Origin of the sequence: Streptomyces sp. WMMB 714, from assembly GCF_900090125.1 — a bacterium.
GTDB lineage: Bacteria > Actinomycetota > Actinomycetes > Streptomycetales > Streptomycetaceae > Streptomyces > Streptomyces daqingensis.
In genome coordinates this window covers 227739-253560 of sequence record NZ_FMHJ01000012.1, presented here as the reverse complement: position 1 = coordinate 253560, position 25822 = coordinate 227739, and the positions used below count along the sequence as shown (strand labels likewise).

Sequence of the window (25822 nt, the reverse complement as noted above, 5' to 3'; positions counted from 1 at the left end):
CCCCTTTTGTGGGGTTAAGGCTCCCGGGAGATGACCGGGTTGATAGGCCAGATATGGAAGACCCGTGAGGGTTGGAGTTGACTGGTACTAATAAGCCGAGGGCTTGACCATTGATTGCTCGCGTCCACTGTGTCAGTTCTGAGACAACAACCCGCTTGTGATAATTGCAGAGTGAGTGTGTGTTGCCGATACAGGTTTCCACCACCCATGGTGGTGGTGGTGGTGTGTTTCGGTGGTCATAGCGTGAGGGAAACGCCCGGTTACATTCCGAACCCGGAAGCTAAGCCTGACAGCGCCGATGGTACTGCATGCGGGAGCGTGTGGGAGAGTAGGACACCGCCGAACAAACTTTAGAAAAGGCCGTGGTTCTTGGACTGTTAAGTCCGGGGACCACGGCCTTTCTCTATTCCGTCACCAGGTGTTCATGTCGCAACCGGAGCATCGCTCGCATGGGGACGAGCGAATTGACGGCAGCCGGGGTAAGCGTCGGAGACGATGTCGTGGTGCCCTCGTATGGGGGCTTCGAAGTAGCAAGAGCGGTAAGGGAGTTGGGCGCCCGGCCGGTGTTCGCGGATATCGAGCCGCGAAGTTTCTGCCTGGACCCGGCCTCCGTGGACGCCGTGGTGACCTCTTCGACGGTCGCTGTCGTTCCCGTCCACCTCTTCGGGCATCCCGCGGACATGGTGGGCTTGCAAGCACTCGCACGGCGGCGCGGATTGCGGGTGGTCGGCTTCGGCGTCCGACCCCAAGTCGCGGCAGTGGACGCGATTCGGCGCCGGCAGTGCGCCTCCTACCTCGACATGAGGCTGCGTGGCGTGGTCGTACCGAAGACTGCGACGGGGGTCGAGCACGCGTACACGGACTATGTGGTGCGTGTCCCGGGCAACGGCAGGCCTGACCGGGATGCCTTCAAGCACGCGCTGCGGGCGAGGGGCGTGGCGTGCTACGTCCCGGTGAGGACGCCGGCGCACCGTACCGCCGAGCTCCGTACCGACGTGCGGCTGCCCGAATCAGAACGTGCCGCGGACGAGACGCTGGCGCTTCCGCTGGAGGCGTCGATGACGAAGCGGGAGCTGCAGCGAGTGGTGTCCGCGTGCAACGGCCTGGGCGGACTCGTCATGGAGCCGGCCTGCTGAGGGGCGAAGTGGGCGAATGCGACGGCGAGTTGAGCGGTGGCGACGAGGGCCGGCTGCCGATTCGGCTCAGCCGGGTTGGATCGGGTAAGATCAGCGGCGCCGCAGCGCGCCCCAATAGCTCAGTCGGCAGAGCGTCTCCATGGTAAGGAGAAGGTCAACGGTTCGATTCCGTTTTGGGGCTCTCAGCAAGGCAGTTGAAAGGCCCTCGCTCTCCGCGGGGGCCTTTCGTGTGCGCGTACGCGGGATGGTCGGAATGGACGCAGGACCGGTCGGCTACTCCGGGACTCGCATCGCGACGATGGCCATGTCGTCGGACGGCGCGTCGCTCGCGAACCGTTCCACGGCGCGCATGATGCGTGCGGCGACGGCACCGGCTGTGAGGCCTGTGCAGGTGGTGAGCACGTCTGCCAGCCCGTCGTCCCCGAGCATGCGGGTCCCTTCACGGCGCTCGGTCACGCCGTCGGTGACGCAGAGCAGTACGTCGCCCGGTTCAAGGATGATCGTCTGCTCGTAGAGCTCGAGGTCGTCCATGACGCCGAGCAGCGGCTGCGGGTCGGCGGCCGGTTCGACGCTGCCGTCCTGACGCAGCCGCAGCGGCAGCGGATGGCCGGCGCAGACCACCTTGAGCTCCGCGCTGCCGTCGCTCTGCGGCCGCAACTCCCCGTACAGCAGCGTGAGGAAGCGGCTGCGCGCGCCCTCGTCGAGGATGGCGGTGTTGAGCCGGTCCAGCACCGCCGGGCCGCCCAGGCCCTCGCGGGCCAGCAGGCGCAGTGCGTGCCGGGCGAGGCCCGTGACGGCAGCGGCTTCGGGGCCCGTGCCGCAGACGTCGCCGATGGCGAAGCCGAAGGTGCCTTCGGAGATGTCGAAGAGGTCGTAGAAGTCGCCGCCGACCTCGTTGCCCTCTCCTGCCGCGCGGTAGATGACCTCTACTTCCACGCCGCCGCCCACGTCGGGCAGTTCAGGCGGGAGGAGGCTGCGCTGCAGCGACTGGCTGATGGCGGTGCGTTCCGAGTACAGCCGCGCGTTGTCCAGCGCGAGAGCCGCACGGCGGGAGAGGTCTTCGGCGAGTTCGAGGATCTCCTGACGGAACCGTTCGTCTGTCGGCTTGCCGAGCGTGAGCATGCCGATGACGCGGTTGCGGGCCACCAGGGGCAGCACCACTGTCTCGCCGCCGACGGCTGACGCAGTCGCTCGCGAAGTGCCCGAGGACAGGTGCGGTTCGTCCTCGCCCAGTGCCACGCTGCGCAGCGACGTACGGAACGCAGCGGAGTGGGCTGCTTCCGCGGGGGCGCTCCATACGCGAGCGCCGGGCGTGGGGACGGGGTCGGGGGGATCGACCTTGGCCAGAAGGGCTTTGAGGTTGTCGATCCGGTCCTCGTCCTCGTGCAGCACGTAGGAGAGCTTGGGGTCGGAGCCGGGCTCGGCGACCGTGTAGACAGCGCACCAGGCGGCCAGGGTGGGAACCGTCATCTGAGCCATGAGGGCCAGCGTCTGGTCCCTGTCGAGGGTGCCCGCGAGCAGGTCAGAGGCCTCGACGAGGAAGGAGAGGGAGCCGCGGCGGAGCCGTTCCAGCTCGGTGAGGCGAGCGCGTTCGACTGCGAGGGCGATGCGGTCGGCAGCGAACTGCAGACGCAGTGCCTCTTCATTCGTGTAGCGACCAGGTGACTCGGTGGCGACGCCCAGCGAACCGGTCAGCCGCCCCTCGACCTTGAGCGGGACCGTGACGACCGCGCGCATGCCCGTCCCGTCCAGCAGGGGCACCGCACCAGGAACGACCGTGAGGTCCTCGTGCACGGAGGGCATGCGGGCGGATCCGTACCGTCCCGTTCCGGCCTCGACGGGCACGCGGGCGAAGCGCTGACGGGCGGAGGGCAGACCGGTGGAGGCGCGAACCTCCAGTTCGGTCTCGTCGTCGGTGGCCAGCAGGAGGTAGGCCGCGTCGCCGTCGAGCATGTCGCGTGCGCGTTCCACTGTGCGCTGCAGCAGTCCGTCGAGGTCGTCGGGAGCGGGGGAGCCGATGAAGATTTCGAAGGGGTCGGACGGCCCCTCGCCGTTGTCCTGGCGGCTTGCGGAGTCCGGCGCGGGGGAGCGCAGCGGTGTCTGGAGAATGGCGCGCTCGTGGTCGCGTACGAGGAGGCAGACGGTGGACGGTTCGCCGTCGCTGTCGCGCACGCGCAGGTGCGAGGCGTAGACGGGGATCGTACGGCCGTCGGCGCCGCGCAGCCCGTAGGAGCCCTCCCAGCGCGACAGCTGGAGCGCCTCGGCGATGCCCGTGCTGGTGCCGGGGGTGTGGGGCCAGGCCGCGAAGTCGGTGAGGGGCTTGCCGGACACCTGCTCGGCCGCGTAACCGAACAGATGCTGGGCGTCCTCGTTCCAGGCGGCGATCGATCCATGGCGGTCGACTTGGACGACGGCGACGTGGACGCGTGTATCGGCCACGGGGAGAGCGTCGTCGGGCAGCGCGGGGCCGGCAGCCCGGGTTCCGACCGGGCGTTCGGGGAGGTCGAGGCTGAACCAGACGCGCTTGTCGGCTGCCGTGTAGTCGACGCCCCAGTGCGACGCCAGGGCGGCGCAGAGCAGCAACCCGCGGCCGCCCTCGCGGTCGGGGCTGGCGATCACCTGGGCGGGATCCTGCAGCGGCAGTTCGCGTTCCGGGTAGCGGTCGACGACCTCGACGCGGACGCCGTCGCCGTCGCGCAGGCAGACGACCTCCGCAGCGGTGCCGGCGTGCACGACGGCGTTGGTCACGAGTTCGCTGGTCAGGACGACGGCGTCGTCAACGATGTCGCCCAGGCCCCAGCCCTGGAGGGTGTCCCGTACGAAGGCCCGGGCCGTCGCGACGGAACGTCCGACAGGCTCGAACGTGGCCGCTGCCCTCGCGGTGATCACTTGCTTCCCCTTGTATCGCTGCTCACTGCCGGCGGGTCCGCCGCTGCCTCCGTCCGCGTCCGGCGGGAGGCCCTGGGGCACGATGCGGGGTGCTCCGCCGCCGGTCGCGGACGTGCTGCCGTTGCTGTGCCCGCCGCCGCTGCCGTCGACCGGGAGACCCATGCCGCTGTCGGCCGGGGCGTCCCCGCGGTCGGCGCTCTTCTCTTGCGTCACCCGCGGCGCCCCTCCGTTGCTCTTCGTGCCCTGGCGGCTGCCCCTGCACGCTCCGTGCTCTTCTGTGCCCTTCGTGCCTTTCGCCCTGTCCCCGGCGCATCGGGGGTGGATGGACAGCCGGAGGCCAGGTTACTTACGTTCGCAGTGTGCGCGGGTGCCGGATCCGGTGTGTTTTCCGGCCGGGCCGTGTGTAGAGCTGTGTGCCATGCTGCCGAACTGTTATCGCCTGGTTCGGGCAGGGTGAAACACTGGGAAGGCTCGAAGCAACAACCCGGGTATGACGGCAGTACGGTCGACCCTTCGGGAGGGACACGGTGGAGTCTGGCGCAGCGGCGCGTAGCAGGAGTACGCGCCCGAAGGGCGGCCGCTCCCGGAAGAGCGGGACGATCGAGGTCGACGCGGCTTCCGTCAACAAGCTCCTCACGGCGTTGACGGCGATGCGGGACGGCAATTTCCGCAAGCGTCTGACCGTCACGGGAGACGGGCCGATGGCGGAGATCGCGGCCGTCTTCAACGAGGTCGCGGATCAGAATCTGCATTTGACGGGTGAACTGGCGCGGGTGCGCCGCGTCGTCGGCCGTGAGGGGAAGCTGACCGAGCGGCTGGAGACCGGCACGTGCGAGGGCTCCTGGGCCGCCGCCATCGACGCGTCGAACGCGCTGGTGGAGGACTTGGTCCGGCCCGTCTCCGAGGTCGGGCGGGTGCTGTCCGCGGTCGCCGAGGGCGACCTGGAGCAGCGGATGGATCTCCGCTCGCGGGGTTCGGACGGCGGCGGGCACCCGCTGCGCGGCGAGTTCCTGAAGGTCGGGCGCACGGTGAACGGCCTCGTCGATCAGTTGTCGACGTTCGCGGACGAGGTGACGCGCGTCGCGAGCGAGGTCGGTACGGAGGGCAAGCTCGGCGGGCAGGCGCGTGTGCGCGGCATGTCCGGGTCCTGGAAGGATCTGACGGACTCCGTCAACACGATGGCGTCCCGGCTCACCGCTCAGGTGCGGGACATCGCGCTGGTGACGACCGCGGTCGCCAAGGGTGATCTGTCGCGCAAGGTCACCGTGCACGTGGCCGGCGAGATGCTGGAGCTGAAGAACACCGTCAACACGATGGTCGACCAGCTCTCCTCCTTCCAGTCCGAGGTGACGCGCGTCGCGCGCGAGGTCGGCACCGAGGGGGAGCTGGGCGGGCAGGCGCGGGTGCAGGGCGTCGCAGGCGTGTGGAAGGACCTGACGGACTCCGTCAACCTCATGGCGGGCAATCTCACCTCGCAGGTGCGTGAGATCGCACAGGTCACCACGGCGGTCGCCAACGGCGACCTCTCCCAGAAGATCACCGTCAACGCCCGGGGCGAGGTCGCGCAGCTCGCCGAGACGATCAACACGATGACCGAGACGCTGCGGACCTTCGCGGACGAAGTGACGCGTGCGGCCAACGAGGTCGGCACCGAGGGCGTCCTCGGGGGCCAGGCGCAGGTGCCCGGTGCGGCCGGGATCTGGAAGGACCTCACCGATTCGGTGAACACCGCGTTCCGCAATCTCACCGCTCAGGTGCGGGACATCGCGCAGGTGACGACGGCGGTGGCGAACGGCGATCTGTCGCAGAAGGTGACGGTCGATGTCTCCGGCGAGATGCTGGAGTTGAAGACCACGGTCAACACGATGGTCGACCAGCTGTCCTCGTTCGGTGCGGAAGTCACCCGCGTGGCACGGGAGATCGGCGTCGAAGGCGAACTGGGCGGTCAGGCGCAGGTACCCGGCGCCGGCGGCACGTGGAAGGACCTCACCGATTCGGTGAACACCGCGTTCCGCAACCTCACCGGCCAGGTCCGCAACATCGCGCAGGTGACGACGGCGGTGGCGAACGGCGATCTGTCGCAGAAGGTGACGGTCGACGTCTCCGGCGAGATGCTGGAGCTGAAGAACACCGTCAACACGATGGTCGACCAGCTGTCCTCCTTCGCGGAGCAGGTCACCAGGATGGCCCGCGACGTGGGCACGGAGGGGCGCCTCGGCGGCCAGGCCCGCGTGGACGGCGTATCCGGCACATGGAAGGACCTGACGGACTCCGTCAACTTCATGGCCGGGAACCTCACCTCCCAGGTGCGGAACATCGCGCAGGTGACGACCGCCGTGGCGCGGGGCGACCTGTCCCAGAAGATCAAGGTGGACGCGCGCGGTGAGATCCTGGAGCTGAAGAACACCATCAACACGATGGTCGACCAGCTCTCGGCGTTCGCGGAGCAGGTCACCCGCGTCGCCCGCGAAGTCGGTACGGAGGGGCGGCTGGGCGGCCAGGCGCAGGTGCCCGGGGTCGCCGGTGTCTGGCGCGACCTGACGGACTCCGTGAACGGCATGGCCGGCAACCTCACCGACCAGGTGCGGAACATCGCGCAGGTCGCTACCGCCGTGGCGCGGGGCGACCTGTCCCAGAAGATCACCGTCGACGCCCGTGGCGAGATCCTGGAGCTGAAGAACACCCTCAACACGATGGTGGACCAGCTGTCCTCGTTCGCGGAGCAGGTCACGCGTGTGGCCCGCGAGGTGGGTACCGAGGGCATCCTCGGTGGCCAGGCGGAGGTCAAGGGCGTCTCGGGTACGTGGAAGGACCTCACGCAGTCCGTCAACTTCATGGCGAACAACCTGACGTCCCAGGTGCGGAACATCGCGGAAGTCACCACGGCGGTGGCGCAGGGCGACCTGTCGAAGAAGATCACCGTCGACGCGAAGGGCGAGATCCTTGCTCTGGTGACGACCGTGAACACGATGGTGGACCAGCTGTCCTCGTTCGCGGAGCAGGTCACGCGTGTGGCCCGCGAGGTGGGTACGGAAGGCATGCTCGGCGGTCAGGCGCGGGTGCCGGGCGTGACCGGCATCTGGAAGGACCTGAGCGAGAACGTCAACCTGATGGCGAACAACCTGACCAGCCAGGTGCGCAACATCTCGCAGGTGGCCACCGCGGTCGCCAACGGCGACCTGACGAAGAAGGTCACCGTCGAGGCGAGCGGCGAGGTCGAGCAGCTTGCGGACACCCTCAACACGATGGTCACGGCGCTGTCGACCTTCGCGGAGGAAGTCACGCGCGTGGCCCGCGAGGTGGGTACGGACGGTGTGCTGGGCGGTCAGGCGCGGGTCGCCGGGGTCGCCGGCACGTGGAAGGACCTCACCGAGTCCGTGAACTCGATGGCGTCCAACCTCACCGGGCAGGTCCGCAACATCGCGATGGTCACGACCGCCATCGCCCGCGGTGACCTCACGAAGAAGATCGACATCGAGGCCAACGGGGAGATCCTGGAGCTGAAGACGACCATCAACACGATGGTGGACCAGCTCTCCTCCTTCGCGGAGCAGGTCACGAGGGTGGCCCGCGAGGTGGGCACAGAGGGGCAGTTGGGCGGCCAGGCGCGCGTGCAGGGCGTGGCCGGCACGTGGAAGGACCTCACCGACTCGGTGAACGAGATGGCGTCGAACCTGACCCGCCAGATGCGGGCCATCGCCGACGTCGCGACCGCCGTGACGCGCGGCGACCACAACGTGCGCATCGACGTGGAGGCGGCCGGCGAGATCCTGCAGCTGCAGGGCTACATCAACACCATGATCGCCAACCTGCGCGAGACCACCCTCGCCAACCAGGAGCAGGACTGGCTCAAGGGCAACCTCGCGCGGATCTCCGGACTCATGCAGGGCCGCCGGGACCTCACCGACGTGGCCGGTCTGATCATGAGCGAGCTGACGCCCGTCGTCTCCGCGCAGCACGGCGCGTTCTTCCTCGCCGTCTCGACGGACGAGGACAAGGAGGACGTCGGCATCGGGGCCGATCACAGCGCGGACGGCCAGTACGAGCTGCGGATGCTGGGCAGTTACGGCTACTCCAAGGGCACCATGCCCATCACCTTCGGGCCGGGCGAGTCCCTGGTGGGCACGGCGGCGCAGGAGGGACGGACGATCCTGGTGGAGAACGCTCCGCCCGGATACCTGAAGATCTCGTCCGGTCTGGGCGAGGCGCCTCCGGCCCATGTGATCGTCCTGCCGGTCATCTTCGAGGGGACGATCCTGGGCGTGATCGAGCTGGCGGCGTTCCAGCCCTTCGCGCAGATCCAGAAGGACTTCCTCAACCAGATCGCGGAGATGATCGCGACCAGCGTCAACACGATCAGCGTCAACACGCGGACCGAGGTGCTGCTGCGGCAGTCGCAGGAGCTGACCGAACAGCTGCGGGAACGTTCGGAGGAGCTGGAGAACCGGCAGCGGGCGTTGCAGGAGTCCAACGCGCAGCTGGAGGAGAAGGCCGAACAGCTCGCGCAGACCAACAGCGACATCGAGATCAAGAACAGGGAGATCGAGGAGGCCCGGCAGGTCCTGGAGGAGCGTGCCGAGCAGCTGTCGGTCTCGATGCGCTACAAGTCCGAGTTCCTCGCCAACATGAGCCACGAGCTGCGTACACCGCTCAACTCGCTGCTCATCCTGGCGAAGCTGCTCGCGGACAACGCGGAGGGCAATCTCTCCCCGAAGCAGGTCGAGTTCGCGGAGACCATCCACGGCGCGGGGTCGGACCTGCTGCAGCTGATCAACGACATCCTCGACCTGTCGAAGGTCGAGGCGGGCAAGATGGACGTCAGCCCGACGCGCATCGCGCTCGTCCAGCTCGTCGACTACGTCGAGGCGACGTTCCGGCCGCTGACGGCGGAGAAGGGCCTCGACTTCTCCGTGCGGGTCTCGCCGGAGCTGCCGGCGACGCTCCACACAGACGAGCAGCGGCTGCTGCAGGTGCTGCGGAACCTGCTGTCCAACGCGGTGAAGTTCACCGACGGCGGCGCCGTGGAGCTGGTGATCCGTTCCGCCAAGGCGGAGGTCCCGGAGGTCATCCGCGAGCAGATGCTGGAACACGGCTCGCTGCTGGACGCCGACGCAGAGATGATCGCCTTCTCCGTCACCGACACGGGTATCGGCATCGCCGCGAGCAAGATGCGGGTCATCTTCGAGGCGTTCAAGCAGGCGGACGGCACGACCAGCCGCAAGTACGGCGGCACGGGGCTGGGCCTGTCCATCAGCCGGGAGATCGCGCGGCTGCTCGGCGGTGAGATCTACGCGGCCAGTGAGCCGGGCCGCGGATCGACCTTCACGCTCTACCTTCCGCTGCATCCGACCGAACTGCCGCCGCAGGGTTACGCGCAGCTCGGTTCGAACACCCTGGCCATCGCCGCGGCGGCGGAGACCACGGCGGCGGCTGCGGAGCGCATCGAACCGCTGGAGCGCGTCGACGCCGCGGAGGAGGCCTCCGGCGAGCTTTCCGAGGACGCCGCCGTGACTTCCGAGGAGGAGGGCGAGGAGCCCGCCGCCTCGGAGGCGGAGCGCGCTGCCGCCTCACTCGTGCGGCGCCGCCGGCAGCGCTCGGCCACAGAGGGCGAGCAGCAGCGGGAGCTGCCCCCTGAGGCGCAGCCCGAGCCGCGAGCCCTGCAGAACGGCCGCGGCGGTGGCCGCAACGGACGCGGTGGTACCCGCGCCGGCGGCAACGGGGCGCCGGACAAGGCGCGTTCGGACTCGGCCGAGGGTGCCGAGCAGGCGCAGGACGAGGACTGGCTCCACAGCGGCCAGGATCTGGTCGAGCCCGGCCCCGGGGGTGATTTCTCCGGGGAGAAGGTGCTCATCGTCGACGACGACATCCGCAACGTCTTCGCGCTCACCAGCGTGCTGGAACAGCACGGGCTGCAGGTGCTCTACGCCGAGAACGGGCGGGAGGGCATCGAGGTGCTGGAGCAGCACGACGACGTCGCGGTGGTGCTGATGGACATCATGATGCCGGAGATGGACGGCTACGCCACGACGGCTGCGATCCGCAAGATGCCGCAGTTCGCCGGGCTGCCGATCATCGCGCTGACGGCGAAGGCCATGAAGGGCGACAGGGAGAAGAGCATCGAGGCAGGTGCGTCCGACTACGTGACCAAGCCGGTCGACACCGACCATCTGCTGTCTGTCATGAGGGAGTGGATGAGGACGCGTTGATATGGCACCGTGCCAGTGGGGTTCGGCTGCTGACGCAGTGTGCCGAAGTCGTGTGAAGTACGGTCGAGGGGGAACCTTTTGTTCCCCTGATGCGTTTCTGATGTGTGCACAGTGACATCACGGTGACAGGGTGTGGTGAACCGCGGCGTGCGGCTACGATGACCCGCACAAGGACTGGCGGCGTCGAAGAGCCGCTTCCACGGGCGGCGTCCGAGGGGCTGCCGGGGCGAGGAGGACGGGCCATGGTGCAGAAGGCCAAGATCCTCCTGGTCGATGACCGGCCGGAGAATCTGCTGGCGCTGGAGGCCATCCTCTCCGCGCTCGATCAGACGCTGGTGCGGGCATCGTCAGGGGAGGAAGCGCTCAAGGCGCTGCTGACGGACGATTTCGCGGTCATTCTGCTGGACGTCCAGATGCCTGGGATGGACGGCTTCGAGACCGCCGCCCACATCAAGCGCAGGGAGCGTACGCGGGACATCCCGATCATCTTCCTCACGGCCATCAACCACGGTCCCCATCACACGTTCCGGGGCTATGCGGCCGGCGCGGTGGACTACATCTCCAAACCGTTCGACCCGTGGGTGCTCCGCGCCAAGGTCTCGGTCTTCGTCGAGCTCTACATGAAGAACGTCCAGCTGCGTGAGCAGGCTTCGCTGCTGCGGCTGCAGTTGGAGAACGGCAGCGGTTCGGGGCAGCCGTCGGAGGGCCCCTCCGACGAGGCGGGCGAGCCGCCCGGTCTGCTGTCGGAACTGTCGGCCCGCCTCGCCGCCGTCGAGGAGCAGGCGGAGGCGCTCTCGAAGCAGCTCGGCGACAACGCGGAGTCGGCCACTGTCGCGACGGCCGCGCACCTCGAGCGGAAACTCTCCGGGTTGCGCCGTGCGCTCGACGCCCTCGAACCGGGGACGGGTGGCAGCGCCTCGGCCCAGGTCCCGTCGCAGAACTGACCGGAGCTGACCGAGTCTCGCCTGGCCGAAGCCGTCGGCGTTCCACTGCGGACCGGCTTGCGGCCGCTCGGGGCTGACCGCCCGTCATACCCGCCCGTTCGTGCCTCGGACGCCCCGCGGCGGTAACCTCACCACCATGGCCTCTCGTACGTCAGGCACCGGAAAGGCAGCCGCCAAAGCTCCCGCGAAGAAGGCTGCCACGAAAAGGCCGCCGGCGAAGAAGGCCACTGCCAAGAAGGCACCGGCCAAGAAGTCGGCAGCCAAGGCGAAGGCCAAGTCCGCGGCCAAGCCCGCCCCTTCACCGACAGCGGGCGTCTACCGTCTGGTGCGCGCGTGCTGGCTCGGTGTCGCACATGCGGTCGGAGCGCTGTTCCGGGGGATAGGGCGCAGTACGAAGGCCCTCGATCCGGCACACCGCAAGGACGGGCTGGCCCTGCTGCTGCTGGGCATCGCACTCGTCGTGGCGGCGGGCACGTGGTCGAACCTCAAGGGTCCCGTCGGCGAGCTGGTCAAGATGCTCATCACGGGGGCGTTCGGCCGTCTCGACCTGCTGGTGCCGATACTCCTCGGCGTGATCTCCGTACGGCTGATCCGCCACCCGGAGAAGCCGGAGGCCAACGGACGTATCGTCGTGGGCCTTTCGGCGCTCGTCGTCGGCGGGCTGGGGCTCGTGCACATCGGGTGCGGAGCGCCGGGGCGCGGGGAGGGCCACGCGTCGATCCAGGACGCGGGCGGTCTGATCGGCTGGGCTGCTTCCCGGCCGCTGATCGAGGTGGTCGGCGAGGTGCTGGCCGTGCCGCTGCTGGTGCTGGTAGCGGTGTTCGGCCTGCTGGTGGTCACGGCCACGCCCGTGAACGCCATTCCGCGACGGCTGCGCGCCCTCGGGGTGCGGCTCGGAATCGTCCACGACCCTGAGCCCGCGGGGGTGGAGTTCGAGGACGACGGGGAGTACGGGCGGCCTGCTCGCGGGGGACGGCCTCGCGCGCACAGCATGCGCAAGGACTACCTGGACCCGGCACATGCCGAGAAGGAGGCTCTCGACCGGCGCCGCTCGTCGAAGGGCCGGTCGAGGCGGGGCGGTGCCGCCGGGGGGCGGGAGAGCGATTCCGTCGACGTGGCGGCGGCTGCCGCGGCGTCGCTGGACGGGGCGCTGCTGCACGGCGTTCAGCCTTCACCGCTCGTCGCGGATCTGAGCAACGGCGTCTCCTCGGGTGAGCGCCGCCGGGCAGCGGAGGCCCGGGCGAGCTCCGAGGGTGCGGCCGCACCGCAGGAAGCCGGCGAGGTCGAACACACGCCCGTACCCGATCTGACGAAGAAGGCGGCTCCGGAGGAGGCCGGCGGGCTGCCTGCCCGTGCGGAGCAGCTGCAGCTGTCCAACGACATCACCTACGCCCTGCCCTCACTCGATCTGCTGACGAGGGGCGGTCCAGGGCGTACGCGCAGCGCCGCCAACGACCGCGTCGTCGAGTCGCTGACGACGGTTTTCACCGAGTTCAAGGTGGACGCGGCGGTGACGGGCTTCACCCGCGGGCCGACGGTGACGCGTTACGTCGTCGAGCTCGGGCCCGCCGTGAAGGTCGAGAAGATCACGGCGCTGACGAAGAACATCGCGTACGCGGTGGCCAGCCCCGACGTGCGCATCATCAGTCCGATCCCCGGCAAGTCCGCCGTCGGCATCGAAATCCCCAACAGCGACCGGGAGATGGTCAATCTCGGCGACGTGCTGCGTTCGGCGGAGGCAGCGGGCGAGGAACACCCCATGCTCGTGGGGCTGGGCAAGGACGTCGAGGGAGGCTACGTCTCGGCCGACCTGACGCGGATGCCGCACATGCTGATCGCCGGCGCGACGGGCTCCGGCAAGTCGTCCTGCATCAACTGCCTCATCACCTCGATCCTCGCCAGGGCCACGCCCGACGACGTGCGGATGGTCCTCGTCGACCCGAAGCGCGTGGAGCTCACGTCGTACGAGGGCATCCCGCACCTGATCACCCCGATCATCACCAATCCCAAGAAGGCGGCCGAAGCGCTCCAGTGGGTCGTGCGGGAGATGGATCTCCGCTACGACGACCTGGCCGCTTTCGGATACCGCCACATCGACGACTTCAACGCGGCCGTGCGCAGCGGGAAGATCTCGGCACCGGAGGGCAGCGAGCGGGAGCTGTCGCCTTACCCGTACCTCCTCGTCATCGTCGACGAGCTGGCGGACCTGATGATGGTCGCCCCTCGTGACGTCGAGGACGCGATCGTGCGGATCACGCAGCTCGCCCGGGCGGCGGGCATCCATCTGGTGCTGGCGACGCAGCGTCCGTCCGTCGACGTCGTCACCGGCCTCATCAAGGCCAACGTGCCCTCCAGGCTGGGCTTTTCCACGTCGTCCCTCGCGGACAGCCGCGTCATCCTCGACCAGGCGGGTGCCGAGAAGCTCATCGGCAAGGGTGACGGCCTCTACCTCCCGATGGGCGCCAACAAGCCGGTGCGCATGCAGGGCGCCTACGTCGACGAGGACGAGATCCACGCGGTGGTCGAGCACTGCAAGGCCCAGATGGCCCCGGTCTTCCGCGAGGACGTGACGGTCGGGCAGAGCAAGAAGAAGGAGATCGACGAGGAGATCGGCGACGACCTCGATCTGCTCTGCCAGGCGGCGGAGCTGGTCGTCTCCACGCAGTTCGGTTCGACGTCGATGCTGCAGAGGAAGCTGCGGGTCGGCTTCGCCAAGGCCGGGCGGCTGATGGACCTGATGGAGTCGAGGGGCGTGGTCGGGCCCAGCGAGGGGTCCAAGGCGCGGGACGTGCTGATCAAGCCTGACGAACTCGAGGGTGTGCTGGCCGTGATCCGCGGGGAACCTCACCCATAAGGACGAGTGAGGCAACCGTTTCCGTCGCGCGTACGTCAAACCGGAGACGGGAGCGGACGGAAGCGTTCAAAGTCGGGAGGTACGACGATCCCGATGGCGTACAAACTCCGTCCGCCCGCTTGCCCCACTCTTTTGCTCCGCCCCTAGACTGAACGTCCAGCAGGTGGCTACACGCTCGAAAGGCGCCCCCGTGTCCATCGGCAACGCAGCGGAAGAGGACCGGCCATCGGTCGGTCAAGCCCTCCAACAAGCCCGTAACGACGCCCGACTGAGCATCGACGAAGTCAGCACGTCGACGAGAGTGCGCGTCCCCATCGTCCAGGCCATCGAAGCGGATGACTTCTCCCGGTGCGGCGGCGACGTCTACGCACGCGGACACATCCGCACGCTCGCCCGCGAAGTCGGACTGGATCCCAAGGAGCTCGTCGCGCAGTACGACGCCGAGCACGGCGGCCGTCCTCAGCCGACCGCGCCGGCAGCGCTCTTCGAGGCCGAGCGGATCCGTCCGGAACGGCGAAGGCCCAACTGGACCGTGGCCATGGTCACGGCCATCGTCATCGTGATCGGCTTTGTCGGCTTCACCCTGATCGGAGGAGAGGAACCGGCCACTCCGCCGGCCGCCGAGGAGACCCCCTCCTCGCAGCCTTCGCAGCCGGGCAAGTCCTCGGAGTCGGCCGACCCGACCGACACGCCCCCGGCGGACCCCAAGCCGTCCGACAGCGCGATCGCCGCTGCCCCGGCGGACAAGGTGACCGTACAGATGACGGCCGAGCAGAACGTGTGGATCTCTGCGGAGGACCACAACGGCCGGCTCGTACACGAAGGTGTGCTCCAGAAGGGGAAGAGCAAGACCTTCACCGACGACGAGCGCCTGAACCTCGTCCTCGGCAACGCCGGCGGCGTGAAGCTCTACGTCAACGGCAAGGAGGTCAAGGACGTGGGCGAGGACGGCCAGGTTCAGCGGGTCTCCTACACCCGCGGCGACCCCGAAGCAGGCTGAGCGCCGGCAGTTCCGGCCGCGAGTAAGTCCGAAGTCGCGCCGTCCGCCCCCGTGGGGGAAGGCGGGACTTCGGACTTAACCGTTTCCGGGGCCCGGCCGCGGCCTCGTACGAGGTCGCGCGGGGGGTTGCGGGCAGCGTCACCTGCGGGCCGTGGCCACGACACGACGAAGTACGCTGAGTCCATGCCCGAACGCCGCACCGTCGCCCTTGTCACGCTTGGCTGCGCCCGGAACGAGGTCGACTCCGAAGAGCTCGCAGGCCGCCTCGCGGCGGACGGGTGGGACCTCGTCGAGGAAGCCGCCGAAGCAGACGTCGCCGTGGTCAACACCTGCGGTTTCGTCGAGGCCGCCAAGAAGGACTCCGTAGACGCACTGCTGGAGGCCAACGACCTGAAGTCCGGGGAGGGTTCCGAGGGGAACCGCACCCAGGCGGTCGTGGCCGTGGGCTGCATGGCCGAGCGGTACGGCAAGGAGCTGGCGGAGGCCCTTCCCGAAGCGGACGGCGTGCTCGGCTTCGACGACTACGCCGACATCTCCGACCGGCTCCAGACGATCCTCAGCGGCGGCGTCCACGCCCCGCACACCCCGCGGGACCGGCGCAAGCTGCTGCCCGTGAGCCCGGCCGAACGTCAGAGCGCCGGACCGGCCGTGGCCCTCCCCGGCCACGGCACGGACGCCCAGGGGGCGGCCGCTGAGCCCGAGGACCTGCCCGACGGGCTGGCCCCCGCCTCGGGGCCGCGGGCTCCCCTGAGGCGCCGTCTGGACGGCAGCCCGGTCGCGTCCGTGAAGCTGGCGTCGGGGTGCGACAGGCGGTGCTCCTTCTGCGCAATCCCCTCCTTCCGCGGCTCGTTCATCTCGCGGCGGCCCTCCGACGTACTCGGCGAGACGCGGTGGCTGGCCGAGCAGGGCGTGCGGGAGGTGATGCTCGTATCGGAGAACAACACCTCCTACGGCAAGGACCTGGGCGACATCCGCCTGCTCGAGACGCTGCTGCCGGAGCTGGCCGCGGTCGACGGAATCGAGCGCGTCAGAGTCAGCTACCTGCAGCCGGCCGAGATGCGTCCCGGCCTGATCGACGTCCTGACGGGCACCGACAAGGTGGCCCCGTACTTCGACCTGTCCTTCCAGCACTCCGCTCCGGGGGTGCTGCGCGCGATGCGCCGCTTCGGGGACACGGACCGCTTCCTGGAACTGCTGGACGCGATCCGCTCGAAGGCGCCGCAGGCGGGTGTCCGGTCGAACTTCATCGTCGGTTTCCCCGGCGAGAGCGAGGCGGACGTCGTGGAACTGGAGCGCTTCCTCGGCGCTGCCCGGCTGGATGCCGTCGGTGTCTTCGGGTACTCCGACGAGGACGGGACGGAAGCGGCCGGATACGAGGAGAAGAACGATCCGGGAGTGGTGGCGGAGCGCCTGGAGAGGGTCTCCCGGCTGGCCGAGGAGCTGTCCGCGCAACGTGCCGAGGAGCGCCTCGGTGAGACGGTGCGGGTCCTCGTGGAGTCCCTGGAGGACGAGGAGGGCGCCGAGGGCGTCACGGTCCTGGGGAGGGGGGCGCACCAGGCGCCCGAGACGGACGGCAACGTGCTGCTGGACGTCGCCGCGCTGCCGGGACGTGAGTTCGTGATCGGAAGTATGGTCGAGGCCAAGGTGGTCGCCACCGAAGGTGTCGACCTTGTCGCCGAACCTCTGGGTGGTGCTGTCGAGGGAGGCGACGAGGGCGGCGGAAGCAGCGAGGAGGCAGCCACATGACAGGAATGCCTGCCTCCGCGTCGAGTGGTGGTGCGATGGCCCAGCCCCAGCCCCAGCCCCAGCCCAGACCTCAGCCCGCGGCCGGCGCGGTCGCCGCCGTCCGCAAAGTAAGCCTGTGGAACATCGCCAACATCCTCACGATGGTGCGGCTGCTGCTTGTGCCGGGCTTCGTGGTGCTGATGCTGGCACAGGGCGGGCACGACCCGGCCTGGCGGTCGTTCGCGTGGGCGGCGTTCACCGTCGCGATGATCACGGACCTCTTCGACGGCGAGCTCGCCCGGCGCTACGACCTGGTCACCGACTTCGGCAAGATCGCCGACCCGATCGCCGACAAGGCGATCATGGGCACGGCGCTGGGATGCCTGTCCGCGCTGGGCGATCTCTCCTGGTGGGTGACGGGGGTGATCCTCTTCCGGGAACTGGGCATCACGGCGATGCGCTTCTGGGTCATCCGGCACGGGGTGATCCCCGCCAGCCGCGGCGGCAAGCTGAAGACGCTCGCGCAGGGGGTGGCCGTGGGCATGTACGTGCTGGCCCTCACGGGGCCGCTGGCGACGCTGCGCTGGTGGGTGATGGCGGTGGCGGTCGCGTTGACGGTCGTGACCGGTTTCGACTACGTGCGCCAGGCCGTCGTGCTGCGGCGGGCGGGGCGTGCGCGCGAGGGGGCGGAGGAGAGCAAGGGAGTGGGGTCGTGACGCAGGAGCGCGAAGAGGACTACTTCGACGTGTCCGTCGAAGTGCTCGACCTCCTGATCGAGCGGGACGAGACCGTGGCCGTGGCCGAATCGCTGACCGGTGGCATGGTCGCCGCCGAGATCACGTCGGCACCCGGCTCGTCGCAGGCGTTCCTGGGTTCGGTCACCGCGTACGCGACCGACGTGAAGCAGGAACTCCTCGGAGTGGACGGCGACCTGCTGCAGCAGCGCGGTGCCGTGGACGCCGAGGTCGCCAGGCAGATGGCGCAGGGGGTGCGGAAGCTGCTGCGGTCCACCTGGGGCGTGGCGACGACCGGGGTCGCAGGCCCGGAACCGCAGGACGGGAACGAGGTCGGCACCGTCTACGTCGCCGTGGCCGGTCCGCGGGGTGCGGACTCCCGCCTGCTGCAGCTTGACGGGAATCGCGCCACAATCCGCAAAGGCAGTGTGACGAACGCGCTGAAGCTGCTTAATGAGGAACTGACGGGGAAGATGCGGCCGAAGGATACGGAACAACACGGGGGGAATTGATGTTTGCAGCCCTGAGTGAACAAGACATCGCTCCCCGCACGGCTGGAGCCCGAGGCGGTACGGTGGAGCCTGAAGGATTCACACCCCCTGGGGTGGTGGGTATCAAGCTGTGGAAGACGCCGCGCGTTGAGAGGGAGGAGCACCGATGATTCTGCTCCGTCGCCTGCTGGGTGACGTGCTGCGTCGGCAGCGCCAGCGCCAGGGCAGGACCCTGCGCGAAGTCTCTTCATCTGCCCGGGTTTCGCTCGGGTATCTCTCCGAGGTCGAGCGCGGCCAGAAGGAAGCCTCCTCGGAGCTGCTGTCCTCGATCTGCGATGCGCTGGATGTGCGGATGTCCGAGCTCATGCGCGAGGTCAGCGACGAGCTGGCTCTGGCGGAGCTGGCCGAGTCCGCCGCGAGCGACACCGTGCCCGCGCCGATGCGCAGGCCTGTGCTGAACCCCGTCTCCGTGACTTCGGTCACAGGGGTTCCGGAAGAGCGCGTGACGATCAAGGCGCCCGCAGAGGCAGTGAACGTGGTCGCGGCCTGAGGGCCCGTACCGCCGGCTGTACTTCATCGAGACCCCGCCGGGTTCCCGGCGGGGTCTCGGTCTGTGGTCGCGAGGTCGCGGAGTGTGCGCGAGCATGAGCACTATGCAGCCGTTCCCTGGTGTCCCGGAGGTGCGATGGCGGCGCTGAACGGTGGGCTGCCGGGCCGCGGCCGGGGCGTACTTCCCGCTGTGCTGTGCGGGGTGTGGTGCTGCCTGGTGGCGTGGTGGCCCGAGGAGCATGCGGCACCGGGAGCGGCCTTCGTCCTTCTCGGCTGGGGGCTCGGGCTGCTGCCCGTCCACGTCACGCTCAGGGGACCGTGGTCGGGGCGGGGGAGGTCCGTTCGCCGCCCCGGACGGCGGGCGGTGAGGCGTTCCGGCCGCAGCAGAGCGGTCGGGAGGGTGGAGACGTACCGGGGAGGCGAGCAGCGGGCGCGCACGTCGCACGGCGAGCGCCGTCCGTCAGGCGGCCGGTACCGGGAGGACCGCCGGATTCGCCTTCACGGGCGGCGCTGAGGCCGGCTTCCGGCAGCGCCGCGGGGAGCATGCGAGCGGGGTCAGCCGCGGTGGGTGCCTTGCTCGTCCCGGCGCGGGCCCGGCTGGCAGCGGGGGCAGTAGAAGACCGGACGGAGCCGGTCGGGCGGGCCGTGTGTGCCTGCGGCGACAGGCGTCCCGCAGCGGTGGCAGGGGCGGCGGGTCCGTCCGTAGACCCACACCGCCCGGTCGCGGTCGGCTCCTGATGGCGCGCGCGTCGTACGGCGGGCGAGGCGGCCCTTGTTGTCGTCCAGCAGGCGGTGCGCGGCGGCGAGAATGCGCCCCGGCAGATCCTCGGGAAGCTCCCCCACAGGAGTCCAGGGCGAGGTGCCCGCGAGAAAGCAGAGTTCGGCAGCGTAGACATTGCCGATCCCGGCCAGGTTGCGCTGGTCCAGGAGGGCTTCGACGAGCGGGCGGCCAGGGTCAGTGGTGAGGCGGCGCTCGGCCTCGGCTGCGTCCCAGTCGGGGCCGAGCAGGTCGGGCCCCAGATGGCCGACCGCTCCCGACTCCTCGTCGGTGCGCAGCAGTTCGAGGACGGGGAGGCGGTATCCGGTGGCGGTGGTGGAGCCGGCGGCGAGCACCGCACGGATCTCGTGCCAGGGCCCGCCCCCGCCCCGGGGGCGCCGCTGCGGGCTGCTCACTCTCCAGGAACCCTCCATGCCCAGGTGCGAATGGACGGTGACGCCGCCCTCGACGCGCATGAGGATGTGCTTTCCGCGGGGGACGACTTCGAGGAGGATGCGCCCGCCGAGGTCGGCGGTGGCGATCTTGGGGACGCGGAAATCCGTACGCGTCAGGGTCCGGCCGGCGAGCGCGTCATGGAGCTGGCGCGTGCTGTACCAGACGGTGTCTCCTTCGGGCATCGCACATCCTGGAGCAGTCGGGACGGAGGGTGGGCGACGGCGCACGGTGGAAGGGCTGCCGCCGTCCCCTGCGGACGGCTTTCCCGGCTATCGCGCCCGGAGCCGGAGCCCCCGCGGGGTCGCGTGGAAGCCCGCGCTCTCCAGCATGGTGCCTATCGGCGAGGAGAGCGAAGGCGTCCCGTTCACACGCTCGACGGTGACCGTCCCCAGCGCGCCGTCCTGAGCCGCCCGTGCCAGCGTCTCGGCGGCCGTCGTCAGTGCAGACGCGGCTCCGGGGTGGCCCTGGGGGTCCGCCCCGGCTGCCTCCGCGGTGCCGCCCGCCTGGGAGCCGCCGGGCCAGGCGAGCAGCGTCTTCCCGCCGCGTTCCATGTAGAGCGTCAACTCCCCGTCGACGAGCACGACCACGGCTCCCGCCTTCCGCCCCGGCTTGTGCGTGGCCCCCTCGGGGGGATCCGGCCACGGCAGCGCCGCGCCGAAGGCGTTCGCCGGGTCGGCGGCGGCCAGGACGACTGCCCGGAAGTGCTCTTCGCGTTCGCGTGCGGAGTGCACGGCACGGAGCCGGTCGATGGCGCCGTCCATCGCGAACTGGGCCGCGCCAAGGCCCTCCACGACGTAGCCGCGCCGGGCCTGGCCGCTCTCCTCGAAGGCCGCGAGCACCCTGTACGCCGCTGAGAAGCCGCCCTGCACGCCCTCCGCCGACACCGCTCCCCGGGTGACGATGCCGTGCCGGTCGAGGAGCGTACGGGCCAGCGCGTGCGCGCGATGCGTCGCGTCGGGCTCGGGGACGGGCAGCAGGGACCAGCGGCCCGCCACCGTCGGCGGGCCGTTGCGCGAGGCGGTCGGACGGTTCGTACCGCTGCGGGTCGCTGCCGCCGTCAGAGAGCCGTAACGGCCGCGGGGGACGGCCCGCTTGGCGCGGTGCGCGGTGGCTCCCGCCGTGCGGCCCGAGCCCAGCAGGGCACGGAGGGGAGCGAGGGAGTCGTTGCCGACATGGCCGTACCAGGCCAGGTCCCACAGTGCGTCGGCCAGTTGGGGGTCCGTCACCTCCGGAACCGCCGTCGCGCGCACCTGGTCGGCGATCTGACGGAAGAACAGGCCGTAGCCCGGCGCGAGGGCGTCCAGCACCGAGCGGTGAAGCGGCGTCAACTCCAGCGGCAGCGGCGGTGGGAGCAGCAGAGGAGCGTTGTCGGCCGGGTAGAGGGAGATCCAGCCGTCCTTGCCCGGCAGGGAGCCGGCGCCGGCCCAGATCACCTCGCCGGTGGTGGTGAGTTCGTCCAGCATGGCCGGTGCGTAATCGCGGACGCGGCCGGGCAGCACCAGCTTCTCCAGGGCCGAGGCAGGGACCGGCGCCCCTTGCAACTGCTCGACCGTGCGCAGCAGTCCGTCGATTCCCCGCACCCTGCCGGAACCCAGATGCTGCCACTGGGGGAGGAACGCGGCGAGTGCGGGCGCCGGAACGGGCTCCAGCTCCTGCCGCAGCGAAGCCAGCGAACGGCGGCGCAGACGGCGGAGCACATTCGCGTCGCACCACTCCTGGCCGATGCCCGCCGGGTGGAACTCGCCCTGGACGAGGCGGCCGCTCGCCGCGAGGCGGTGCAGCGCGCCCTCCGCCACGGCGGCGCCCAGCCCGAAGCGGGCGGCCGCGTCGGCCGAGATGAACGGGCCGTGGGTGCGGGCGTAACGGGCGAGGAGATCGCCGAGGGGGTCGGGCACCGGCTCCGTGAAAGCCTCCGGGACCCCTACGGGCAGCGCCACGCCCAGCGCGTCCCGCAGCCGGCCGGCGTCCTCGACGGCCGCGAAGTGCTGCTCGCCGGCGATCCGTACGCGGATGGCACGCCGGGCGGACTCCAGATCGGCCGCCCACTGCGGATCGCCACCCCGTTCCCGCAGCTCCGCCGTCGTCAGCGGCCCGAGCAGCCGGAGCAGGTCGGCGACGCCCTCGGCGTCCTTGACGCGGCGGTCCTCGGTGAGCCACTGCAGCTCCTGCTCCAGCTCGGCGAGCACCTCCGCGTCGAGCAGCTCCCGCAGCTCGGCCTGGCCGAGCAGTTCGGAGAGCAGCCGCGAGTCGAGGGACAGCGCGGCAGCACGCCGCTCCGCGAGCGGCGAGTCCCCCTCGTACAGATACTGCGCGACGTAACCGAACAGCAGAGAGCGAGCGAAGGGGGACGGGTCGCTCGTCGTGACCTCGACGACGCGGACCCGGCGAGACTCGATGTCACCCATCAGCTCGGACAGCCCGGGCACGTCGAAGACGTCCTGCAGGCACTCCCGCACGGCTTCCAGCACGATGGGGAAGGACCCGAACTCGGAAGCCACCTGGAGCAGTTGGGCCGCCCTCTGACGCTGCTGCCACAGCGGCGTGCGCTTGCCCGGGCTGCGGCGCGGCAGGAGCAGCGCACGCGCGGCGCACTCGCGGAAGCGGGCCGCGAACAAGGCGGAGCCGCCCACCTGGTCGGTGACGATCTGCTCGACGTCGCCCTTGTCGAAGAGCACGTCAGAGACTCCGACAGGCGCTTCGCCGGAGTCGAAGCCCGCGTCCCCGGCGGCCCCGGAGGCCTCGTCCAGCAGGTCGAGCCCCATCAGGTCGGCGTCCGGGAGTCGCAGGACCAGGCCGTCGTCGGCGTGCATGACCTGTGCGTCCATGCCGTAGCGCTCGGTCAGGCGGGCACCGAGGGCGAGAGCCCAGGGGGCGTGCACCTGCGCGCCGAACGGCGAGTGCACGACGATGCGCCAGTCGCCCAGCTCGTCGCGGAAGCGCTCCACCACGATCGTGCGGTCGTCCGGCAGGTGGCCGCAGGCCTCGCGCTGCTCGGCGAGGTACGTGAGGAGGTTGGTGACGGCCAGCTGGTCGAGCCCGGCGGCGGCGAGCCGCTCCTGGGCGGCCTCCGCGGGCAGGGACCCCACCTCCCGCAGGAACGCCCCGAGCGCCCTGCCGAGTTCGAGGGGCCGGCCCAGCTGGTCGCCCTTCCAGAAGGGCAGCCGCCCGGGGACGCCCGGCGCGGGGGAGACCAGCACGCGGTCGCGGGTGATGTCCTCGATCCGCCAGGACGTGGTGCCCAGGGTGAAGACGTCGCCCACCCGGGACTCGTAGACCATCTCCTCGTCGAGCTCGCCGACACGGCCTCCGCCCTTCTTCGGGTCGGAGCCGGCGAGGAAGACGCCGAACAGGCCGCGGTCGGGAATCGTGCCGCCCGAGGTGACCGCCAGCCGCTGGGCACCGGGCCGGGCGGTGACGGTCTGGGCGACGCGGTCCCAGACGAGTCGGGGGCGCAGTTCGGCGAAGGCGTCGGACGGGTAGCGGCCCGCGAGCATGTCCAGCACGGCGTGGAAGGCCGACTCCGGCAGCGAGGAGAAGGGAGCGGCACGGCGGACGAGCAGCAGCAGCTCCTCCACGTCCCAGGTGTCCACCGAGACCATCGCGACCAGTTGCTGCGCCAGCACGTCCAGCGGGTTGGACGGGACGCGCAGCGCCTCGATCGCCCCCTCGCGCATCCGCTCGGTGACGACGGCGGACTGGACGAGGTCGCCGCGGTACTTGGGGAAGACGACACCGGCCGAGACGGCACCCACCTGGTGCCCGGCACGGCCGACCCGCTGAAGCCCGGACGCGACGGACGGCGGCGACTCGACCTGCACGACCAGGTCGACCGCGCCCATGTCGATGCCCAGCTCCAGGCTGGAGGTGGCCACGACCGCCGGCAGCCGGCCCGACTTCAGCTCCTCCTCCACCTGGGCCCGCTGGTCCTTCGAGACGGAGCCGTGGTGGGCGCGGGCGAGCAGCGGCGGCGCGCCCTTGGCCGACCCCGACTCGGCCATCACCTCCGCCGGAGTGTGGTGCTCCGGCATGGCCTCGCCCGTCGCGCGTTCGTAGGCGATCTCGTTGAGCCTGTTGCACAGACGCTCGGCGAGGCGGCGGGAGTTGGCGAACACGATGGTGGAGCGGTGCGCCTGCACCAGGTCGGTGATGCGCTCCTCGACGGACGGCCAGATGGAGGGCTTCGCGCCGTCCGCCGGGCCGCTGCCGCCCGTGCCGCTGTCCTGCACAGGGGATCCGGCCAGCTCCCCCATGTCCTCGACCGGGACGACGACCGACAGGTCGAACTCCTTGCCGGACGGGGGCTGTACGACGGCGGCCTTGCGCTGCGGCGAGAGGAAGCGGGCGACCTCGTCCACGGGACGCACTGTCGCGGACAGGCCGATCCGCCGGGCAGGGCGCTCCAGCAGATGGTCCAGCCGCTCCAGAGACAGGGCGAGGTGCGCGCCGCGCTTGGTGCCCGCGACCGCGTGCACCTCGTCGAGGATCACCGTCTCCACGCCGGAGAGGGCGTCCCGGGCGGCCGAGGTGAGCATCAGGAACAGCGACTCGGGCGTCGTGATCATGATGTCGGGAGGGCGCCGGGCGAGGGAGCGCCGCTCTGCGGCGGGGGTGTCCCCCGAGCGGATGCCGACCCTGATGTCCGGTTCGGGCAGGCCGAGCCGCAGGGACTCCTGGCGGATCCCCGTCAGCGGGCTGCGCAGATTGCGCTCCACGTCCACCGCCAGGGCCTTCAGCGGCGAGACGTACAGCACGCGGCAGCGTTTGAGGGGGTCCGCCGGCGGCGGCGAGGAGGCCAGCGCGTCCAGGGAGGCGAGGAAGGCGGCAAGGGTCTTGCCTGATCCGGTGGGGGCCACGACGAGGGCGTCCGACTCCTCGGCGATGGCCCTCCAGGCGCCCGCCTGCGCGGCAGTGGGTTCGCGGAAGGCCCCCGCGAACCACGCCCGGGTCGCGGGGGAGAAGACGTCGAGCGCCGCTGCAGGCGTGGACTGACCCATGCCGTCCATCGTGCACCCGGCCACCGACATCGCCATGCCGCGGCGCTGATCGGGCGGACCCGACGGGACCGCAGGGGCCACAACGGACGCAGAATGGCGGGGTGGAGGGTGAGAGCGCACGGCACTGGCGGCATCCGGCTCTGCCGGAGGTCGATCTGCTGCGCGCCCGCTACCTGCGCAAGACCTTCGCCCGGCACACCCACGACGCCTACGTCCTCGGTGCCATAGCGGAAGGCGTCGAGGTCTTCACGCTCCGGGGAACGCAGCACCGGGCAGGGCCCGGCGGTCTCGCGCTGATCAACCCCGGGGATCCGCACTCCGCCCACGAGGGCGGGCCGGAGGGGTGGCGCTACCACGTGCTCTACGCGGCCCCCGGACTGGTCGCGCGCATCGCGGCCGAGACCATGTCGCTGCGGGGCACGCCGGGCTTCGCCGCCGCGGCAGTGGACGAACCGCAGTCCGCGGCGCTGATCGCGCAAGTGGTCCGGGCGGCTGAGGCGGGCCAGGCCCTCGCTGCGGACAGCCTGATGCGCAGCACCGTCGCGCGGCTGCTGCGGCTTCACGGCGGACCACTTCCGGCGCGCACTGTGCGCACGGCGGGTGCGCGGACAGCTGAACGTGCCCGCGCCGTTCTGGAGGAGCGCATGGTGCGGCCCCCGACCCTGGAATCCCTGGCCGGCGAGCTGAGCACCGGCACCTTCGCACTGCTGCGCGCCTTCCGTGAGCGGTACGGCATGCCGCCGCACGCCTGGCTGACGGACGCCCGCGTGCACAGGGCGATGGCTCTGCTCGAAGCCGGCACGCCGCCCGCGGAGACCGCTGCAGCCGTGGGGTTCACCGACCAGTCCCATCTGAACCGTCACTTCGGACGCATCGTGGGCGTACCGCCGGGCGCGTACCAGCGGGAGCGCCTCGGCGCGCCCGGGCGGCCCTCTTCGGGCACGACGGGCCGCCCGTCCTGAACCGTGCGCACCGAGTTGCAGGCCGCCCGCTGTCGCTGAGCGCAAGAACGTACAAGAAGCGGAGTCCGCCGCTCGCCTAGCGTGGCGGTGTGCGTGAACAGCAAGATCTGTCAGAAGGCCGAGGC

13 protein-coding genes, 1 tRNA gene and 2 rRNA genes are annotated in these 25822 nt (G+C 70.3%); 13 read left to right on the top strand and 3 right to left on the bottom strand.

The window, feature by feature from the left end:
* The 4 genes from H181DRAFT_RS21815 to H181DRAFT_RS21800 all read left to right on the top strand — a co-directional run.
* Window positions 1-111: ribosomal RNA gene (locus tag H181DRAFT_RS21815) — 23S ribosomal RNA — on the top strand; the annotation flags it as partial.
* 117 nt (window positions 112-228) lie between these two features.
* A 5S ribosomal RNA gene (gene rrf / locus H181DRAFT_RS21810) occupies window positions 229-345 on the top strand.
* Between the two features lie 104 nt (window positions 346-449).
* Window positions 450-1136 carry a DegT/DnrJ/EryC1/StrS family aminotransferase gene (locus H181DRAFT_RS21805; RefSeq protein ID WP_045866257.1) on the top strand — a complete coding sequence of 229 codons (687 nt, stop codon included), beginning with the start codon at window positions 450-452 and terminating at the stop codon, window positions 1134-1136.
* A gap of 108 nt (window positions 1137-1244) precedes the next feature.
* A tRNA-Thr gene (locus H181DRAFT_RS21800) sits at window positions 1245-1317 on the top strand.
* Window positions 1318-1409: 92 nt separating this feature from the next.
* On the opposite strand, the gene H181DRAFT_RS21795 is transcribed toward H181DRAFT_RS21800, so the two are convergent.
* On the bottom strand, window positions 1410-4025 hold the full coding sequence (locus H181DRAFT_RS21795) for a SpoIIE family protein phosphatase (protein WP_045866296.1): 2616 nt from the start codon (window positions 4023-4025) through the stop codon (window positions 1410-1412).
* A gap of 527 nt (window positions 4026-4552) precedes the next feature.
* Between H181DRAFT_RS21795 and H181DRAFT_RS21790 the strand changes: the two genes are divergently transcribed.
* The 8 genes from H181DRAFT_RS21790 to H181DRAFT_RS21755 all read left to right on the top strand — a co-directional run bounded on the left by H181DRAFT_RS21790 (window position 4553) and on the right by H181DRAFT_RS21755 (window position 18529).
* Window positions 4553-10231: a HAMP domain-containing protein gene (locus H181DRAFT_RS21790; RefSeq protein ID WP_045866256.1), complete on the top strand. Its 5679-nt coding sequence runs from the start codon at window positions 4553-4555 to the stop codon at window positions 10229-10231.
* A gap of 242 nt (window positions 10232-10473) precedes the next feature.
* The gene (locus H181DRAFT_RS21785) at window positions 10474-11175 is read left to right on the top strand and encodes a response regulator (RefSeq protein ID WP_045866255.1); all 702 of its coding nucleotides are present in this window, start codon (window positions 10474-10476) and stop codon (window positions 11173-11175) included.
* A gap of 136 nt (window positions 11176-11311) precedes the next feature.
* Window positions 11312-14029 carry a DNA translocase FtsK gene (locus H181DRAFT_RS21780; protein WP_045866254.1) on the top strand — a complete coding sequence of 906 codons (2718 nt, stop codon included), beginning with the start codon at window positions 11312-11314 and terminating at the stop codon, window positions 14027-14029.
* A gap of 190 nt (window positions 14030-14219) precedes the next feature.
* Window positions 14220-15029, top strand: a complete 810-nt coding sequence (locus H181DRAFT_RS21775; protein ID WP_045866253.1) for a helix-turn-helix domain-containing protein — start codon at window positions 14220-14222, stop codon at window positions 15027-15029.
* Window positions 15030-15212: 183 nt separating this feature from the next.
* Window positions 15213-16775 (top strand): 30S ribosomal protein S12 methylthiotransferase RimO, encoded by a 1563-nt coding sequence (gene rimO, locus H181DRAFT_RS21770; protein WP_045866252.1) that lies wholly within the window; start codon window positions 15213-15215, stop codon window positions 16773-16775.
* Window positions 16772-17470 (top strand): CDP-diacylglycerol--glycerol-3-phosphate 3-phosphatidyltransferase, encoded by a 699-nt coding sequence (pgsA, locus tag H181DRAFT_RS21765; RefSeq protein ID WP_045866251.1) that lies wholly within the window; start codon window positions 16772-16774, stop codon window positions 17468-17470. Before rimO ends, pgsA begins: the two co-directional genes overlap by 4 nt.
* Entirely contained in the window at window positions 17467-18000 is a 534-nt protein-coding gene (locus H181DRAFT_RS21760) for a CinA family protein (protein WP_254666933.1), read from the top strand. The genes pgsA and H181DRAFT_RS21760 overlap by 4 nt, the downstream gene beginning before the upstream one ends.
* 145 nt (window positions 18001-18145) lie before the next feature.
* The gene (locus H181DRAFT_RS21755; RefSeq protein ID WP_045866250.1) at window positions 18146-18529 is read left to right on the top strand and encodes a helix-turn-helix domain-containing protein; all 384 of its coding nucleotides are present in this window, start codon (window positions 18146-18148) and stop codon (window positions 18527-18529) included.
* A 554-nt stretch (window positions 18530-19083) separates the two neighbouring features.
* Here H181DRAFT_RS21755 and H181DRAFT_RS21750 read toward each other — a convergent pair.
* Both H181DRAFT_RS21750 and H181DRAFT_RS21745 read right to left on the bottom strand, forming a co-directional pair.
* Complete coding sequence (locus H181DRAFT_RS21750; RefSeq protein ID WP_045866249.1) at window positions 19084-19923, bottom strand: DNA-formamidopyrimidine glycosylase family protein; 840 nt, start codon at window positions 19921-19923, stop codon at window positions 19084-19086.
* A gap of 87 nt (window positions 19924-20010) precedes the next feature.
* Entirely contained in the window at window positions 20011-24744 is a 4734-nt protein-coding gene (locus H181DRAFT_RS21745) for an ATP-dependent helicase (RefSeq protein WP_045866294.1), read from the bottom strand.
* A gap of 92 nt (window positions 24745-24836) precedes the next feature.
* On the opposite strand from H181DRAFT_RS21745, the gene H181DRAFT_RS21740 reads away from it, so the two are divergent.
* Window positions 24837-25697 carry an AraC family transcriptional regulator gene (locus H181DRAFT_RS21740; RefSeq protein WP_045866248.1) on the top strand — a complete coding sequence of 287 codons (861 nt, stop codon included), beginning with the start codon at window positions 24837-24839 and terminating at the stop codon, window positions 25695-25697.
* Window positions 25698-25822 lie beyond the last annotated feature (125 nt).

What these genes read in the sequence shown, in the direction of transcription:
- H181DRAFT_RS21805 (WP_045866257.1), top strand. Translation starts at nt 450, where the DNA reads ATGGGGACGAGCGAATTGACGGCAGCCGGGGTAAGCGTCGGAGACGAT.
- H181DRAFT_RS21785 (WP_045866255.1), top strand. Translation starts at nt 10,474, where the DNA reads ATGGTGCAGAAGGCCAAGATCCTCCTGGTCGATGACCGGCCGGAGAAT.
- H181DRAFT_RS21780 (WP_045866254.1), top strand. Translation starts at nt 11,312, where the DNA reads ATGGCCTCTCGTACGTCAGGCACCGGAAAGGCAGCCGCCAAAGCTCCC.
- rimO (WP_045866252.1), top strand. Translation starts at nt 15,213, where the DNA reads ATGCCCGAACGCCGCACCGTCGCCCTTGTCACGCTTGGCTGCGCCCGG.
- pgsA (WP_045866251.1), top strand. Translation starts at nt 16,772, where the DNA reads ATGACAGGAATGCCTGCCTCCGCGTCGAGTGGTGGTGCGATGGCCCAG.
- H181DRAFT_RS21755 (WP_045866250.1), top strand. Translation starts at nt 18,146, where the DNA reads ATGATTCTGCTCCGTCGCCTGCTGGGTGACGTGCTGCGTCGGCAGCGC.
- H181DRAFT_RS21750 (WP_045866249.1), bottom strand. Translation starts at nt 19,923, where the DNA reads ATGCCCGAAGGAGACACCGTCTGGTACAGCACGCGCCAGCTCCATGAC.
- H181DRAFT_RS21745 (WP_045866294.1), bottom strand. Translation starts at nt 24,744, where the DNA reads ATGGACGGCATGGGTCAGTCCACGCCTGCAGCGGCGCTCGACGTCTTC.